The 15,060-nt window shown below is 63.4% G+C and carries 14 protein-coding genes; 5 read left to right on the forward strand and 9 right to left on the reverse strand.

Features of this window, described 5'->3' with window-relative positions; genetic code table 11:
• Nucleotides 1-10 precede the first annotated feature (10 nt).
• The 5 genes from VOM14_RS25195 to gatC all read right to left on the reverse strand — a co-directional run bounded on the left by VOM14_RS25195 (nt 11) and on the right by gatC (nt 5,270).
• The gene (locus VOM14_RS25195) at nt 11-790 is read right to left on the reverse strand and encodes an exodeoxyribonuclease III (RefSeq protein ID WP_327631476.1); all 780 of its coding nucleotides are present in this window, start codon (nt 788-790) and stop codon (nt 11-13) included.
• A gap of 64 nt (nt 791-854) precedes the next feature.
• Nucleotides 855-1,691 carry a PPK2 family polyphosphate kinase gene (locus tag VOM14_RS25200; protein ID WP_327631477.1) on the reverse strand — a complete coding sequence of 279 codons (837 nt, stop codon included), beginning with the start codon at nt 1,689-1,691 and terminating at the stop codon, nt 855-857.
• A gap of 158 nt (nt 1,692-1,849) precedes the next feature.
• A complete protein-coding gene (gene gatB, locus VOM14_RS25205; protein ID WP_327631478.1) occupies nt 1,850-3,325 on the reverse strand; it encodes an Asp-tRNA(Asn)/Glu-tRNA(Gln) amidotransferase subunit GatB in 1,476 nt (491 codons plus the stop codon).
• A 5-nt stretch (nt 3,326-3,330) separates the two neighbouring features.
• On the reverse strand, nt 3,331-4,818 hold the full coding sequence (gatA, locus tag VOM14_RS25210) for an Asp-tRNA(Asn)/Glu-tRNA(Gln) amidotransferase subunit GatA (RefSeq protein ID WP_327631479.1): 1,488 nt from the start codon (nt 4,816-4,818) through the stop codon (nt 3,331-3,333).
• Nucleotides 4,819-4,970: 152 nt separating this feature from the next.
• Nucleotides 4,971-5,270, reverse strand: coding sequence for an Asp-tRNA(Asn)/Glu-tRNA(Gln) amidotransferase subunit GatC (gene gatC, locus VOM14_RS25215; protein ID WP_327631480.1), 300 nt, complete (start codon nt 5,268-5,270; stop codon nt 4,971-4,973).
• 376 nt (nt 5,271-5,646) lie between these two features.
• On the opposite strand from gatC, the gene VOM14_RS25220 reads away from it, so the two are divergent.
• The 5 genes from VOM14_RS25220 (at nt 5,647) to rodA (ending at nt 12,168) form a co-directional block, all read left to right on the forward strand.
• Nucleotides 5,647-6,690: a rod shape-determining protein gene (locus VOM14_RS25220; RefSeq protein ID WP_004189550.1), complete on the forward strand. Its 1,044-nt coding sequence runs from the start codon at nt 5,647-5,649 to the stop codon at nt 6,688-6,690.
• A 152-nt stretch (nt 6,691-6,842) separates the two neighbouring features.
• Nucleotides 6,843-7,952, forward strand: coding sequence for a rod shape-determining protein MreC (gene mreC, locus VOM14_RS25225; RefSeq protein WP_327631481.1), 1,110 nt, complete (start codon nt 6,843-6,845; stop codon nt 7,950-7,952).
• Complete coding sequence (mreD, locus tag VOM14_RS25230) at nt 7,949-8,461, forward strand: rod shape-determining protein MreD (protein WP_327631482.1); 513 nt, start codon at nt 7,949-7,951, stop codon at nt 8,459-8,461. Before mreC ends, mreD begins: the two co-directional genes overlap by 4 nt.
• A 142-nt stretch (nt 8,462-8,603) precedes the next feature.
• Nucleotides 8,604-11,009 carry a penicillin-binding protein 2 gene (gene mrdA / locus VOM14_RS25235; protein ID WP_327631483.1) on the forward strand — a complete coding sequence of 802 codons (2,406 nt, stop codon included), beginning with the start codon at nt 8,604-8,606 and terminating at the stop codon, nt 11,007-11,009.
• A 10-nt stretch (nt 11,010-11,019) separates the two neighbouring features.
• Nucleotides 11,020-12,168 carry a rod shape-determining protein RodA gene (gene rodA / locus VOM14_RS25240; protein WP_327631484.1) on the forward strand — a complete coding sequence of 383 codons (1,149 nt, stop codon included), beginning with the start codon at nt 11,020-11,022 and terminating at the stop codon, nt 12,166-12,168.
• Between the two features lie 81 nt (nt 12,169-12,249).
• Here the strand turns inward: rodA and VOM14_RS25245 are convergent, their stop codons facing one another.
• From VOM14_RS25245 to queE, 4 genes are all read right to left on the reverse strand, one after another.
• Nucleotides 12,250-12,951, reverse strand: a complete 702-nt coding sequence (locus VOM14_RS25245) for a tetratricopeptide repeat protein (protein ID WP_442955583.1) — start codon at nt 12,949-12,951, stop codon at nt 12,250-12,252.
• Nucleotides 12,948-13,730 carry an HpcH/HpaI aldolase family protein gene (locus tag VOM14_RS25250; protein ID WP_327631485.1) on the reverse strand — a complete coding sequence of 261 codons (783 nt, stop codon included), beginning with the start codon at nt 13,728-13,730 and terminating at the stop codon, nt 12,948-12,950. Before VOM14_RS25250 ends, VOM14_RS25245 begins: the two co-directional genes overlap by 4 nt.
• A 182-nt stretch (nt 13,731-13,912) precedes the next feature.
• Nucleotides 13,913-14,356: a 6-carboxytetrahydropterin synthase QueD gene (queD, locus tag VOM14_RS25255; RefSeq protein WP_327631529.1), complete on the reverse strand. Its 444-nt coding sequence runs from the start codon at nt 14,354-14,356 to the stop codon at nt 13,913-13,915.
• Nucleotides 14,357-14,365: 9 nt separating this feature from the next.
• Nucleotides 14,366-14,998, reverse strand: a complete 633-nt coding sequence (gene queE / locus VOM14_RS25260) for a 7-carboxy-7-deazaguanine synthase (protein WP_327631486.1) — start codon at nt 14,996-14,998, stop codon at nt 14,366-14,368.
• Nucleotides 14,999-15,060 lie beyond the last annotated feature (62 nt).

A 15,060-nucleotide genomic window follows, 5' to 3' on the forward strand; every position in this document is an offset into this window, starting at 1 on the left:
GAACGCCGGCTCACTTCTTCACGTTGTGGTCGTAGTCGACCGTCAGCGGCGCGTGATCGCTGAACTTGATATCGCGAAACACGTCGGTCCGTTTCGCCTTGCCCGCGATGCCCGGCGTCGCGATCTGATAATCGATCCGCCACCCCACGTTCTTCGCGTACGCCTGGCCGCGATTGCTCCACCACGTGTATTGCTCGGGCCGCTGATCGAGCGTGCGGAACACGTCGACGTAACCGACTTCGTCGAACAGACTGGTCAGCCACGCGCGCTCTTCCGGCAGGCAACCTGAGTTCTTCTGGTTGCTCTTCCAGTTCTTGATGTCGATTTCCTTGTGCACAATGTTCACGTCGCCGCACACGATCACCTCGCGTTCGCGCGCGAGTTCCGCGAGATGCGGCATGAACTCGTCCATGAAACGGTATTTGGCCTGCTGGCGCTCTTCGCCGCTCGACCCCGACGGCACATACACCGACACGACCGACAGCTTGCCGAAACGCAACTCGACGTAACGCCCTTCGGGATCGAACTCCTCGCTGCCGAAGCCGATCACCACTTCGTCCGGCTCGTGACGCGTGTACACGCCCGCGCCGCTATAGCCTTTCTTCACGGCGTGCTGGAAATAGCCGGTGAAGTCGTGCGGCGCGAGGAATTCCGGCGTCATGTCGTCTTGCGAGCATTTGATTTCCTGCACGCACAGCACGTCGGCATCCTGGCCGCCGAACCATTCGAAAAATCCCTTTTTTGCCGCTGAACGGATGCCGTTCAGGTTGGCGGTAATCACACGCAACATGTCGTTCCTTTATCTTCGATTCGTTTGCTAGACGGGTTCCGGAAAGCGTCAGGAGCAAAAAAGCTCATTCGACCTTGACGCCTTTCAGCGATTCCTTGGCCGGTGGATATTCGAGCTTCAGCTTTTCGAAAGTACGCAACAACAACTCGGCGACCATCACATTGCGATGCGTTTTCGAGTCGGCGGGAATCACGTACCACGGCGCGTACTCGGTGGACGTCGCGGCGAGCGCGTCGCGATAGACGGCCTGATACGCGTCCCACTGCTTGCGCGCGTCGAGATCGGAGAGGTCGAATTTCCAGTGTTTTGTCGGATCGTCGATACGCGCTTGTAGGCGCGAGCGCTGCTCGCCTTTCGAAATGTGCAGCATGCACTTGACGATTGCCGTGTCGCTGTCAGCGAGCAGCTCCTCGAACTGGCGAATGTGCCGGCAACGCATGTCGAATGCGTCTGAATCGATGTGGCCGAGCACCGTCGGCACCAGCAAATCTTCGTAATGACTGCGGTTGAAGATTGTCAGCTCGCCGGCGGCAGGCGCTTGCGAATGCACGCGCCAGAGGAAATCGTGCGCGAGTTCGTCGGGCGTCGGCGCCTTGAACGGCGCAATGCGCAAACCGAGCGGGTCCACTTCGTGAAACACGGCGCGGATCGTGCCGTCCTTGCCGCTCGTGTCCATGCCTTGCAGCACCAGCAACACGCGACATTTGCGCTGCGCGTGCAAGCGTTCCTGGAAGACGTCGAGCTTCACGCCAATCCCGGCGAGCCGCTCGCGGTCGGCGTCCTTCGAACCCGAGGAAAAAGGCTTCGCAGCCGGGTCGAAATCGTCGAGAGAGAATTTGTTTTTCTTCTTGCCGTCGAAATACGGCACGCGAAAATCGTCGAGATCGGGTTGTTTCGCCATCCACACACTCCGTGATCTGCATTCAGGGCTTCGCCAGTGCGCGCCCGCAAATGAAACGGGCCGTTGCCCCCACTTTCGTTTCCGGCAACAGCCCGCAGTGGCCAAGGCGCGAACGCGTCAGCCGTATCGGTTCAACCGCATTTCAATCAGGCGTTCATTCAGGACAGCTTCTTCTTCAGCAGTTCGTTGACCTGCGCCGGATTGGCCTTGCCTTTGGTCGCTTTCATCGCCTGGCCGATCAGCGCGTTGAACGCTTTTTCCTTGCCTGCGCGGAATTCCTCGACGGACTTCTGGTTCGCCGCCAGCACTTCGTCGATGATCGCTTCCAGCGCGCCGGTATCCGAAATCTGCTTTAAACCCTTCGCTTCGATGATGCGGTCGGCGGCGGCTTCGTCCGTGGCCTTCTCTTCCCAGATGGCGAGGAAAATTTCCTTCGCGATCTTGTTCGAGATGGTGCCGTCGGCAATGCGCTGCAACAGCAAGGCGAGTTGCGCGGACGACACTGGCGAAGCGTCGATCTCCAGCCCTTCGCGATTCAGTTGCGACGACACCTCGCCCATGATCCAGTTCGCCGCGACCTTCGCGTTGGCCTCGCCCAGCTTGCCGACGACCGCTTCGTAGTACGCGGCCGTCGCCTTGCTCGACGTCAGCACGTTCGCGTCGTACGGCGTCAGGCCGTATTGCGACACAAAGCGTTGCTGGATCGCTTCCGGCAGTTCGGGCAGTCCGGCTTTCACGCGCTCCACCCATGCCGCGTCGATCACGAGCGGCATCAGATCGGGGTCGGGGAAATAGCGGTAATCGTGCGCGTCTTCCTTGCTGCGCATGGAGCGCGTTTCACGCTTGTCCGGATCGTACAGACGCGTTTCCTGCACCACCGTGCCGCCGTCTTCGATCAGCTCGATCTGACGGCGCACTTCGTACTGGATCGCTTCTTCGAGGAAGCGGAACGAGTTCAGGTTCTTGATTTCGGCGCGCGTGCCGAATTCCGCCTGGCCGACCGGACGCACCGACACGTTCGCGTCGCAACGGAACGAGCCTTCCTGCATGTTGCCGTCGCAAATGCCGAGCCACGTGACGAGCGTGTGCAGCGTCTTGGCGTATGCCACCGCTTCGGCCGCGCTGCGCATTTCCGGCTCGGTGACGATTTCGAGCAGCGGCGTGCCCGCGCGGTTCAGGTCGATGCCGGTCATGCCCGCGAAGTCTTCGTGCAGCGACTTGCCCGCGTCTTCCTCGAGGTGAGCGCGCGTGAGGTTGACGACCTTCGAATACGCTTGCTTGCCCGCCTTTTCGTTGGCCGGCACCTGGATCGTCACCTGACCGCCCTGCACGACAGGAATCTCGTACTGGCTGATCTGATAACCCTTCGGCAGATCGGGGTAAAAGTAGTTCTTGCGCGCGAAAATGCTGCGCGGTGCGACTGTCGCGCCGATTGAGAGACCGAACTGGATCGCGCGCTCCACAGCGCCACGGTTCATGACCGGCAAGGTGCCCGGCAAGGCCAGATCGACGGGGCACGCCTGCGTGTTCGGCGCGGCGCCGAATTGCGTGGGTGCGCCGGAGAAAATTTTCGATTGCGTGGATAGCTGCGCGTGGGTCTCCAGACCGATCACGACTTCCCATTGCTTGGTCATGGTGCTCACACTCCTGCCGGTGCTTTGCGGTGCCAGTCGGTCGCGCGCTGGAACGCGTCGGCCACCTGCAGCATCCGGGCTTCATTGAAATAATTGCCGATGATCTGCAAACCCACCGGACGCTGCGCATTCGCGCCCGCGCCGAAACCGCACGGCACGCTCATGCCCGGCAAACCGGCGAGGCTCACCGACAGCGTGTAGATGTCGGCGAGATACATCTGCACCGGATCGTCGCCCTTTGCGCCCAGATCCCACGCCACCGATGGCGCGACCGGTCCCATGATCACGTCACATTGTTTGAACGCTTGCTGGAAATCCTGCGCAATGATGCGTCGGATTTTTTGCGCTTGCAGGTAGTACGCGTCGTAGTACCCGTGCGACAGCACGTAGGCGCCGACCATGATGCGGCGCTTCACTTCCGGCCCGAAACCTTCGGCGCGCGACTTCTTGTACATGTCGAGCAGATCGCGATATTCCGCGGCGCGATGGCCGAAGCGCACGCCGTCGAAACGCGACAGGTTCGACGAAGCCTCCGCGGGCGCGATCACGTAGTAGACCGGAATCGACAGCTCGGTTTTGGGCAGCGACACCTCGACGAGCGTGGCGCCGAGCGCTTCGTATTGCTTCAAGGCGGCGTCGATGGACGCGCGCACGTCGTCGGCGAGACCCGCGCCGAAGTACTCTTTCGGCAGGCCGATGCGCAGGCCGGCGAGCGGCTTGCTGGCGTCGCCTTCTTTCCACGGCTGGCCGAGGTAGCGCGTGTAGTCTTCGTCGTCGCGCACGAGGCTCGTGGAGTCGCGTTCGTCGAAGCCAGCCATGGCGTTGAGCAGCGTCGCGCAGTCGGCGGCGCTTTGCGCCATCGGACCGCCCTGATCCAGCGAGGACGCGAACGCGATCATGCCGTAGCGCGACACGCGGCCGTACGTCGGCTTGATGCCGGTGATGCCCGAGAACGACGCCGGCTGACGGATCGAGCCGCCCGTATCGGTTCCTGTCGCGGCAGGCGCGAGGCGCGCGGCGACAACCGCTGCGGAACCGCCCGACGAACCGCCCGGCACTGCCTGACGATCCCACGGGTTTTGCACCGGCCCGAAATACGAATTTTCGTTGGATGAGCCCATCGCGAACTCGTCCATGTTGGTCTTGCCCACGCAGACCATGCCGGCGTTCTGCAGACGCTCGACCACCGTGGCGTCGAACGGACTCTCATAGTTCGACAGCATTTTCGAGCCGGCTGTGGAGCGCCAGCCCTTGGTGACGAACACGTCTTTATGCGCGATCGGCACGCCGGTCAGCGGACCGCCGTGGCCCGCGTGAAGCAGCGCGTCTGCGGCTTTCGCCTGCGCGAGCGTCAGATCGGGATCGACCTGGATGAACGCGTTGAGGCTTGTGGCCGCGTCGATCCGCTTCAGATAGAGCTGCGCCAGCTCGACAGCGGAGCATTCCTTGGCCGCCAATGCGGCGCGCAGTTCGGTCAAGCTTTTTTCATGCATTGCGTTTTATCCTGAAGAGCGCGGCAGCGGATCGCGCTGCCGTGGAGGCATTCGGTTGCCCGCCGGCAAACCGGGCCGAGGAATCCTGCTAAAAGTGACACGGGCGGGCACGGGCCGCTGGTCGCAGGCCGCGCCCGGCGCGGGTTCGCGCGTTACTCGATCACCTTCGGCACGAGATACAGCCCGTCCTGCACGGCCGGCGCGGGACGCTGGAAAGCTTCGCGTTCGACCGTTTCGGTCACGGCGTCGTCGCGCAGGCGCAGCGCGACGTCTTCGATCTGCTCGATCGGATGGGCAAGCGGTGCGATACCCGTGGTGTCGACCGCCTGCATCTGCTCGACGAGGCCAAAAAAGTCGTTGAGTTGAACAAGCGTGTGGTCGGCGTCGGCGTCGGCCAGTTCGAGCCGCGCGAGATGCGCGATGCGCTTAACATCGGTCAGGGTCAAAGCCATGCAGTCACCGGAAAAAGTGGCGGACCGCCGCAGCCGAAAAAGAGCGCTGCGACAGCGAGTTACGACGCTGGAGGAAGACCTCGAAAAAGGGGTCAGCGGCGGCAAAAAGTGCCGTCCGTTTCCTTCAAAACATCCAAAATTATAAGGTATCATTACGCGTTCGACCCAAACCCGGACCGACTTACCAAGGCCTTTCTGGACAATTCGTAAAGAGAGTTCGGATATTTCTGGCCTGGCTTTGCACCGGCCTCCGGTAGACTCCCTCGCAGCTTCAAGTTCCTGTGGCGCCGCTTCGCCCGGTTGAAGCTGTTATTTTTTTCCGCTGCCGCCCTGCGCAACGTTGCGAGGGCCGGCCCCAAGCGAGACAGGATTTTGAATGTTCGGTTTTCTGCGCAGCTACTTCTCCAACGATCTGGCGATTGACCTCGGCACCGCCAACACGCTCATCTACATGCGTGGCAAGGGCATCGTTCTTGATGAACCGTCGGTGGTCTCGATCCGCCAGGAAGGCGGCCCCAACGGCAAGAAAACCATTCAGGCAGTCGGCAAGGAAGCCAAGCAGATGCTTGGCAAGGTGCCGGGCAACATCGAAGCCATCCGCCCCATGAAAGACGGCGTGATCGCCGACTTCACGGTGACGGAGCAGATGATCAAGCAGTTCATCAAAACTGCTCACGAATCGCGCATGTTCTCGCCGTCGCCGCGCATCATCATTTGCGTGCCGTGCGGTTCGACGCAGGTCGAGCGCCGCGCCATCAAGGAAGCCGCTCACGGCGCGGGCGCTTCGCAGGTCTATCTGATTGAAGAACCCATGGCTGCCGCGATCGGCGCCGGCTTGCCGGTGTCGGAAGCCACGGGTTCCATGGTCGTGGACATCGGCGGCGGCACCACCGAAGTCGGCGTGATCTCGCTCGGCGGCATCGTGTACAAAGGCTCGGTGCGCGTGGGCGGCGACAAGTTCGACGAAGCCATCGTCAACTACATCCGCCGCAACTACGGCATGCTGATCGGCGAGCAAACCGCCGAAGCTATCAAGAAAGAAATCGGCTCGGCCTTCCCGGGTTCGGAAGTCAAGGAAATGGAAGTGAAGGGCCGCAATCTGTCGGAAGGCATTCCGCGCAGCTTCACCATCTCCAGCAACGAAATCCTCGAAGCACTGACCGATCCGCTGAACCAGATCGTGTCGTCGGTGAAGATCGCGCTCGAACAAACGCCGCCGGAACTTGGCGCGGACATCGCCGAGCGCGGCATGATGCTCACCGGCGGTGGCGCGCTGCTGCGCGATCTGGACCGTCTGCTCGCCGAAGAAACCGGCCTGCCGGTGCTCGTCGCCGAAGACCCGCTGACGTGCGTCGTGCGCGGCTCGGGCATGGCGCTCGAGCGCATGGACAAGCTCGGCAGCATCTTCTCGTACGAGTAAGCGAGCGAGTTCCATGTCAGTAGCACGGATCTGGCAAACGGCCCCTTGCGGGCCGGTTTGCCGTTGGCTGGGCCAACCAGCCTCCGTACGCTGAACGCGCGTCTGCCGCGCGCCGCCGCCTCACCCAACCGCTCACGCCCCCGGCGCCGACCATGGAATACAGTCCGCCGCCCCTGTTCAAGCAAGGCCCGTCAGCACTCGCCCGACTCGTCTTTTTCGTCGTGCTTGCGCTCGCCCTGCTGATCTCCGACGCACGCTTCAAAACGCTCGAAATCGTTCGTGGCGTGCTCGGCGCGGGTCTCTATCCGTTGCAACGCGCGGCGCTCGTGCCGCGCGACGTCTTCATGGGCGCAGCCGATCTGGCTGTGACCAGCGCGACGCTGCGCAGCGAAAACGAAAAGCTCCGAGAAAAAGATCTACAGCTTTCGCAGCAAGCCAATACGGCCGCCGGGCTCGCGACCGAAAACGCCCATTTGCGCGCGCTGCTGCAACTGTCGCAGCGCTCCACCACGCAAACGTTGCCCGCGGAAATCCAGTACGACACGCGCGACCCGTTCACGCAGAAGGTCGTGATTGGCCGCGGCGCGCAGCAAGGCATCCAGACCGGCTCGCCGGTCGTTAACGAAGACGGCGTGATCGGCCAGGTCACGCGCGTGTACCCGCTGCAAGCCGAAGTGACGCTGCTCACCGACAAGGATCAGGCGGTGCCCGTGCAAATCGTGCGCACCGGCTTGCGCAGCGTGATTTACGGCACGCCGAAGGGCGACACACTCGATCTGCGTTTCGTGCCGATCAGCGCCGACGTCCAGACGGGCGACGAACTCGTCACGAGTGGACTCGACGGTGTGTATCCGCCGGGCCTGCCCGTCGCCAAGGTGGTGCGGGTCGATAAACAGGCCGACACGGCATTCGCGCGCGTCATTTGCTTGCCGATTGCGCCGGTGCGCGGCGCGCGTCAGTTGCTGGTGCTGCATTACGTGAACGACGTGCCGCCGCGTCCCGCTGAAGAGCCGGACGCCGCAGCCGCCGCGAAAGCGAAGAAAGGCGCGAAGGCAGCGGACGCCAAGGCCGCAGCCGACAAATCCGCCAAGCCGGCGGACAAGTCCGCCGAGAAAGCGCCTGCCCAACCTGCTCAACCTGCTCAACCGGCTCAACCTGCCCAAGCCGGCAAGGCCGCCGCCGATCAGAAATCCGCTGCATCGAAGAAACCGGCCGCCGCCGAAAAAGCGCAGCCGCAAGCCACGCCGGGGGCCAAGCAATGAACCGCCCGCAATACATCCTGCAACCGGTCAATCCGTACTTCATCTCGTTCAGCCTCGCTGCCGCGTTCCTGCTGAACCTGATGCCGTGGGGGCGTCTCGTCGGCGTGCCGGACTTCGTCGCGCTCGTGCTGCTGTTCTGGAATGTGCATCAGCCGCGCAAGGTCGGCATGGGCATTGCGTTTTTCCTCGGCTTGCTGATGGACGTGCACAACGCGAGCCTCCTCGGCGAGCACGCGCTGGCGTATACGCTGCTGTCGTATGGCGCGATTACGATCCACCGCCGCGTGTTGTGGATGTCGCTCGGCGTGCAGACTTTCGCGGTCATGCCGCTACTGGTGATCGCGCAACTGGTGCCGTTCGTGATCCGTCTGCTGACGGGCGCGGCGTTTCCCGGTTGGGGTTATCTGATCGACGGGTTCGTGGAAGCCGCGCTGTGGCCGATCGCGAGCGTCTTGCTGTTGATGCCGCAACGCCGCCCGGCCGACCCCGACGACACGCGGCCCATTTAGCCACGCGTCGAGGCCGCCAGCCGTTCCAATGGCACTCACGCGGCGGCCCCGTTCGGCTCGCGTCGTATGTTCATGCCTTCCGGCCTAGGCCGGATCAGGCGCACACTCATGATGGCCGTGACACGGCCTTTTGCAGAATCGCATGACCGAATTCAAGGACACTCAGCAACAGCTCTCGAAGTTCCGCCTGCGGGTCGCGGCGGCGGGCCTGTTCGTGTTCGTCTGCTTCGGGCTGATCGCCTTCCGCTTCCTGTTCCTGCAGGTCTGGCACTACAGCAAATACTCGTTGCAGGCGGACGAAAACCGCATTTCCGTCGCGCCGATCGTGCCGAACCGCGGCATCATCACGGACCGCAACGGCGTCGTGCTCGCCAAGAACTACTCGGCCTACACGCTCGAAATCACGCCCTCGAAGCTGAACGACTCGCTCGAAAACGTGATCGACAATCTGGCCACGGTCGTGTCGATCGACGCACGCGACCGCCGCCGCTTCAAGAAGCTCCAGGAAGATTCAAAGAACTTCGAAAGCCTGCCGATCCGCACGCGCCTCACCGACGACGAAGTCGCGCGCTTCACCGCGCAGCGCTTCCGCTTCCCCGGCGTGGAAGTGCGCGCGCGCCTGTTCCGCCAATATCCGCTCGGGCCGACGGCCGCGCACGTCATTGGCTATATCGGGCGGATTTCGCAGCGCGACCAGGATCGCATCGACGACGCCAGCGACCAGAACGACAGCGATCCGGATCACTACGATCCGCGTCTGGACGCGAATAACTACAAGGGCACGGACTACATCGGCAAGATCGGCGTCGAGCAGAGTTACGAGACCGAACTGCACGGCCAGACCGGTTTCGAGGAAGTGGAAGTCACCGCCGGCGGCCGCCCCGTGCGCACGTTATCGCGCACGCAGGCCACGCCCGGCAACAACCTCGTGCTGTCGCTCGACATCGGCTTGCAGCAGGTCGCCGAACAGGCCTTCGCGGGCCGCCGCGGCGCGCTGGTCGCCATTGAACCGTCGACGGGCGACGTGCTCGCGTTCGTGTCGGCGCCGAGCTTCGATCCGAATTCGTTCGTGGACGGCATCGATCAGCAAACCTGGGACGAGCTCAACAACTCACCCGACCATCCGCTCCTGAACCGGCCGCTGCACGGCACCTATCCGCCGGGTTCCACCTATAAGCCGTTCATGGCGCTCGCCGCGCTGACGCTGCACAAGCGCACACCGGGCTGGGGCTTCCAGGACCCCGGTTCGTACACGTTCGGCGGCCACACGTTCCGCAACGACGTGCGCTCGGGTCAGGGCTGGGTCGACATGAACCGCGCGATCGTCGTGTCGAACGACACCTATTTCTACATGCTTGCGCACGATCTCGGCGTGAACAACATCGCGAACTTCATGAAGCCGTGGGGCTTCGGCCAGATCACCGGCATCGACATCGCGGGCGAGGCGCGCGGCATCCTGCCGTCCACGGACTGGAAGCGCAAGGCGTACCGCAAGCCCGAACAGCAGAAGTGGTACGAAGGCGAAACGATCAGCCTCGGCATCGGCCAGGGCTACAACTCGTTCACGATTCTCCAGCTAGCGCACGCCACGGCCACGCTTGCGAACAACGGCGTGGTGATGAAACCGCATCTCGTGCGCGACATCGAAAATCCGATCACGAAAGACACGCGGCCGGTCGTGCGCGATCCGAGCGACAAGATTCCCGTCAAGCAATCGGACATCGACATCATCAAGCGCGCGATGGAAGGCGTCGTGACGAACGGTACGGCGTCGAAACTGTTCATCGGCGCGCCGTATCAGGCGGCGGGCAAGACGGGCACGGCGCAGGTGTACTCGCTACAGGGCGCGAACTACAAGGGCCACGCGGTCGCGGAGCATCTGCGCGACCATGCGCTGTTCATCGCTTTCGCGCCGGTCGAGCAACCGAAGATCGCGCTCGCGTTGATCGTCGAAAACGGCGGCTGGGGCGCGGAAGCAGCGGGCCCGATCGCGCGCAAGGTGCTCGACTATTACCTCGTCGGCAAGGACAAGCCGGGTGCGCAGGCGGCGGCAGTCGCGGCGGCGGCATCGGCGACCGAGGACGCGTCCGCGCCGGAAGTCGGTGGCGCGCCGGTGCAACCGGAAGTCGGGCAGCCGGTCAAAATCGCCGCGGGTTTCACCGCGCTTCCCATACCGGGTGCGGCTTCGGCCGCTGCGGCGGCATCGGCTGCCGCAGCGGCGTCTGCCGCGTCGGCTGCCAATGCGGCAAGCGCGGCTGCGGCGGTATCCGGGGCGGCTTCGGCTCCTGCCGCCGCAACTTCGAAAGCGCCGGCATCGGCGGCACGGCCGAAGTTGCCTGCATCAGCTACGGCGGCCACGGCTGCGTCGGCAGCAAAGAATCCGGCGCCGCGTCAATCCGGCGCCCCGCATCAACCGCGACCGGCCAGCGAGCCGGCGCAAGCCGCCGCCGCGCGCACCAACGGGACGTCCCGCCGGGAACCCAAGCGCGATACCGGCACTGAGGCCACGTCGCCACGCCAGCCGGTTTCCGGCGGCATCGACGAGTAAGGAGAGAGGCATGCAATTCGATAAGCGCGCCTGGCTCGACCGCATCAAGCGGATGTTTGCGGGCTTCGACCGTCCGCTCGCACTGGTCGTGTTTCTGCTGCTGTGTGTGGGCATCGTCACCCTGTACAGCGCGAGTCTGGATGTGCCGGGCCGCGTGGAAGACCAGTTGCGCAACATCATGCTGACGTTCGTCCTGATGTGGGCGCTCGCCAATGTTCCACCCACCACGCTGATGCGCTTCGCGGTTCCGCTCTATACATTCGGGATCGCGCTGCTCATTGCCGTCGCGCTATTCGGGCTCACGCGCAAGGGCGCGAAGCGCTGGATCAACGTGGGCGTGGTCATCCAGCCCTCGGAGATTCTGAAGATCGCCACGCCGCTGATGCTCGCCTGGTATTACCAGCGGCGCGAAGGCGTGATGCGCTGGTACGACTACCTGGTCGGTCTGGTGATTCTCGCGCTGCCGGTCGGCCTGATCGCCAAGCAGCCCGATCTCGGCACTGCCGTGCTGGTCTTCGCCGCCGGCTTCTTCGTGATCTACTTTGCAGGGCTCAGCTTCAGGCTGATCGTGCCGGTGCTGATTGCCGGCGTGATTGCGGTTGCGTCGATTGCGGTCTTCCAGGACAAGATCTGCCAGCCGGAAGTGCAATGGCCGCTGATGCACGACTACCAGAAACACCGCATCTGCACGCTGCTCGATCCGACTTCCGATCCGCTCGGCAAGGGCTTCCACACCATTCAGGCGGTGATCGCCATCGGCTCTGGCGGCCCGCTCGGCAAGGGTTGGCTCAAGGGTACGCAGGCGCATCTGGAGTTCATCCCCGAGAAGCACACCGACTTCATCTTCGCGGTGTTCTCCGAGGAATTCGGGCTCGCGGGCGGCATCGTGCTGCTCACGCTCTACATGCTGCTGATCGCGCGCGGGCTCTTTATTGCGGCGAACGGCGCGACGCTATTCGGGCGTCTGCTGGCCGGATCGCTGACCATGGCGTTCTTCACCTACGCGTTCGTCAATATCGGGATGGTGAGCGGCATCTTGCCGGTGGTCGGCGTGCCGCTGCCGTTCATGAGTTACGGCGGCACGGCGCTCACGACGCTCGGCGTGGCCATCGGCCTCATCATGAGCGTCGCGCGGCAGAAGCGGCTGATGCAGAGTTAGCGGCTGCGGCACAACAGCCAGCCGCAAAAGCGAAGCCCGGAAAACAGAAGGGGCGCATCGTCAGGTGCGCCCCTTTTTTGCCTACTGCGGTTTGACTTCCTTGTGATCCCGCAATTGCGCGCTGAGTTGCTGATACTTCAAGCGCGCCGCCGGATCGCCCTGCGCCGCCGCCGCCGCGTAATACGCTCGCGCCACGTTCAGGTTCTTATCGACGCCGTCGCCGCCGCGCTCGTAGAACGAGCCGGTCACGTATTGCGCGGTCATGTCGCCACCCTCGGCGGCTTTTTTGTACCAGACGAACGCCTGCTTGTTGTCGCGGTCGGTGCCGCGGCCATCGAGGAACTGATTGGCGAGCGCGAGTTCCGCCTGCACGTGTCCTTGTTGCGCGGCCTTCAAAAACCAGCGGTGCGCCTCGACCGGATCGCGCCCGACGAACTCGCCATCGTCGTACATCTTGCCGTACACATATTGCGCGTGCGACATGTTGGCGTCGGCGGCCTTGCGCAGCCACTTCTTGCCTTCTTCGACATTGACGGCCGTGCCTTCGCCGTTGAGCAGCATCATCGCGTAATTGAACTCCGCGAGCCGGCTGCCGCGCTCGGCGGCCTGATGAAATTCGGAAAGCGCCGCGCTGAAATTTCCGGCGTTGTAGTCGGCCACTGCGGTTTGCGTCTCAGGATCGTTCGGCTTCGCGACGCGATCTTGCGCATGCGCCGCCAGTCCCGTCATCAACGCCGCCGCAACTGCCGCACGCGCGACGACGCCTTGCACCATCCACTTCATGACCTCACCTCCTGCAACGCCTGGCGGGTTGCGCGCAACATCCACATGACGTCGGCGGCCAGCGCGATAAAACGAAAACCGGCGTCGCGATGCTGCCTTGCACTCGCGGCGTCCATGGCAAAAATGCCGGCGGCAATCCCCGCCTTGCCGGCGGCGCTGACGATGCGCGCCATCGCCGCCTGCACGTCGGCATGCTTCGAATCGCCGAGATGACCGAGGCTCGCGGCGAGATCGGCGGGGCCGACGAACAGGCAATCGACGCCCGGCGTCGCCGCGATTTTCTCCACTTCGTCGAGGCCGCGCGCCGACTCGATCTGCACGATGGTCGCGATTTGCGCGTTAGCCGTTTGCACATAGTCGCGCCGCATTCCGTACGCCGCGGCCCGCACTGCGCCCGCGACGCCGCGCAGTCCATCGACCGCCTCGGCGCTCGGATATTGCGTGAGACGCACCGCGCGCGCCGCTTCTTCCGCGGACTCGATGTTCGGGAACATCAGCGTGCGCGCGCCGGCGTCCATCACGCGCTTGACGAGCCACGCCTCGCTCGCCGGCAAGCGCACCACCGGTTCGCTCGGCAGATGCGCGGCGGCAATCGCGCGCAATTGCGAGGTCACGTCGCCGCTGTCGTTCGGCGCGTGCTCCATGTCGATCAGCAGCCAGTCGAAGCCGGCGTGCGCGAGCGCTTCCGCGGCGGCATCGCTGCCGAGCGACAGCCATAGCCCGAACAGCGGATCGGCTTCTTTCAGACGTTGCTTCAGGGGATTGGTGAAGGTGCTCATCGCCGCGCTCCGTGAGGACGCTGGCGGCCGATGTGCGTGCTGCGACGCAATGCGGTGACCGGCATGTCTCGCTCCGTGTGTTTATCGGAGCGATCATACCGTGACAATAACGCGGGGGTTGGGCGGCTTGATGTGGCCGCTTATGTGGCGCGCCCGGGGATGCGGCGCAAGCAGACAGGGTTTCAGTCGCGGACGACGTCGGCCCAGCAATTCGGCGTCTCGTACAGGCGCAGCTTGTGAAGGCGCAGATTCACGCCGTAGTGCGCGTCGTAAACGTTCGCGAGGATGTCGAACGCGATGGCCGCGAGGTTTTCCACGGTGGGAATGCGGTCGAGCACCACGGTCTTGTGGCCCGACATGCTTTCGAGGAAGCCGCGCACTTGCGTGTCGCCTTCGTAGACGAGAAACGCGTGATCCCACTTGTCAACGAGGTGTTCGACGGCGAGCGACTTCACGTCGGCAAAGTCCATCACCATGCCGCGATCGGGCGCGCCTTCGGTGTCGACCAGATCGCCTTGCAGCGTGATTTCGAGCACATAGCGATGGCCGTGCAGATTACGGCACTGGCTGCGGTGATCGGGAATGCGGTGACCCGCGTCGAATTCGAGTTTTCGTGTAATCGTCAGCACGGCAAATCAGGGAATATTCAGATACTTGTGGGTCTGCATCGACAGGCGCCATTGCGGATGGCGTTTGCACCAGTCGATCGCGAGCTTGGTGTTGATGTCGCGCGACGGGCCATCCATCGGCTGGACGAGGAAATACTCGAAGTCGAGCTTCGCATAGTCGGACAGGCGCTGGTTGTCCTGCGGAATCACGACCTTCAGTTCGTTGCCTTTCGTAACGACGAGCGGCGCGTCGGCCTTGGGGCTCACGCAAATCCAGTCGATCGTTTCGAGCACCGGCAAGGAGCCGTTCGTTTCAATGGCGATTTCGAAGCCGGCTGCATGCAGCGCGTCGACCAGCGGGGGGTCGATCTGCAACATCGGTTCGCCGCCCGTGCACACGACAAAGCGCTGGCCCTCGCCTTCCGGCCATTGCGACGCGATCATCTGCGCCAGCTCGTCGGGCGTGCGGTACTTGCCGCCGTTTTCGCCGTCGGTCCCGACAAAGTCCGTATCGCAGAAGCGGCACACGGCGTCCGCGCGATCTTCTTCGCGGCCCGACCACAGATTGCAGCCGGCGAAGCGGCAAAACACGGCCGGGCGACCGGCGTTCGCGCCCTCGCCTTGCAACGTGTAGAAAATTTCCTTGACCGCGTACGTCATGCTGCCTTTTGCCTCGACCCTGTATCGTGTACGTTGAGTACGTTGTGTACCCAAAAATGATT

It is taken from the genome of Paraburkholderia sp. MPAMCS5, assembly GCF_036016995.1.
GTDB lineage: Bacteria > Pseudomonadota > Gammaproteobacteria > Burkholderiales > Burkholderiaceae > Paraburkholderia.

Excerpts from the sequence above, each read along its gene's own strand:
- mrdA (WP_327631483.1), top strand. The coding sequence starts at position 8,604 with ATGACCGAATTCAAGGACACTCAGCAACAGCTCTCGAAGTTCCGCCTG.
- VOM14_RS25195 (WP_327631476.1), bottom strand. The coding sequence starts at position 790 with ATGTTGCGTGTGATTACCGCCAACCTGAACGGCATCCGTTCAGCGGCA.
- gatC (WP_327631480.1), bottom strand. The coding sequence starts at position 5,270 with ATGGCTTTGACCCTGACCGATGTTAAGCGCATCGCGCATCTCGCGCGG.
- VOM14_RS25245 (WP_442955583.1), bottom strand. The coding sequence starts at position 12,951 with ATGAAGTGGATGGTGCAAGGCGTCGTCGCGCGTGCGGCAGTTGCGGCG.
- gatB (WP_327631478.1), bottom strand. The coding sequence starts at position 3,325 with ATGACCAAGCAATGGGAAGTCGTGATCGGTCTGGAGACCCACGCGCAG.
- VOM14_RS25200 (WP_327631477.1), bottom strand. The coding sequence starts at position 1,691 with ATGGCGAAACAACCCGATCTCGACGATTTTCGCGTGCCGTATTTCGAC.
- mreD (WP_327631482.1), top strand. The coding sequence starts at position 7,949 with ATGAACCGCCCGCAATACATCCTGCAACCGGTCAATCCGTACTTCATC.
- mreC (WP_327631481.1), top strand. The coding sequence starts at position 6,843 with ATGGAATACAGTCCGCCGCCCCTGTTCAAGCAAGGCCCGTCAGCACTC.
- gatA (WP_327631479.1), bottom strand. The coding sequence starts at position 4,818 with ATGCATGAAAAAAGCTTGACCGAACTGCGCGCCGCATTGGCGGCCAAG.
- VOM14_RS25250 (WP_327631485.1), bottom strand. The coding sequence starts at position 13,730 with ATGAGCACCTTCACCAATCCCCTGAAGCAACGTCTGAAAGAAGCCGAT.
- rodA (WP_327631484.1), top strand. The coding sequence starts at position 11,020 with ATGCAATTCGATAAGCGCGCCTGGCTCGACCGCATCAAGCGGATGTTT.
- VOM14_RS25220 (WP_004189550.1), top strand. The coding sequence starts at position 5,647 with ATGTTCGGTTTTCTGCGCAGCTACTTCTCCAACGATCTGGCGATTGAC.
- queE (WP_327631486.1), bottom strand. The coding sequence starts at position 14,998 with ATGACGTACGCGGTCAAGGAAATTTTCTACACGTTGCAAGGCGAGGGC.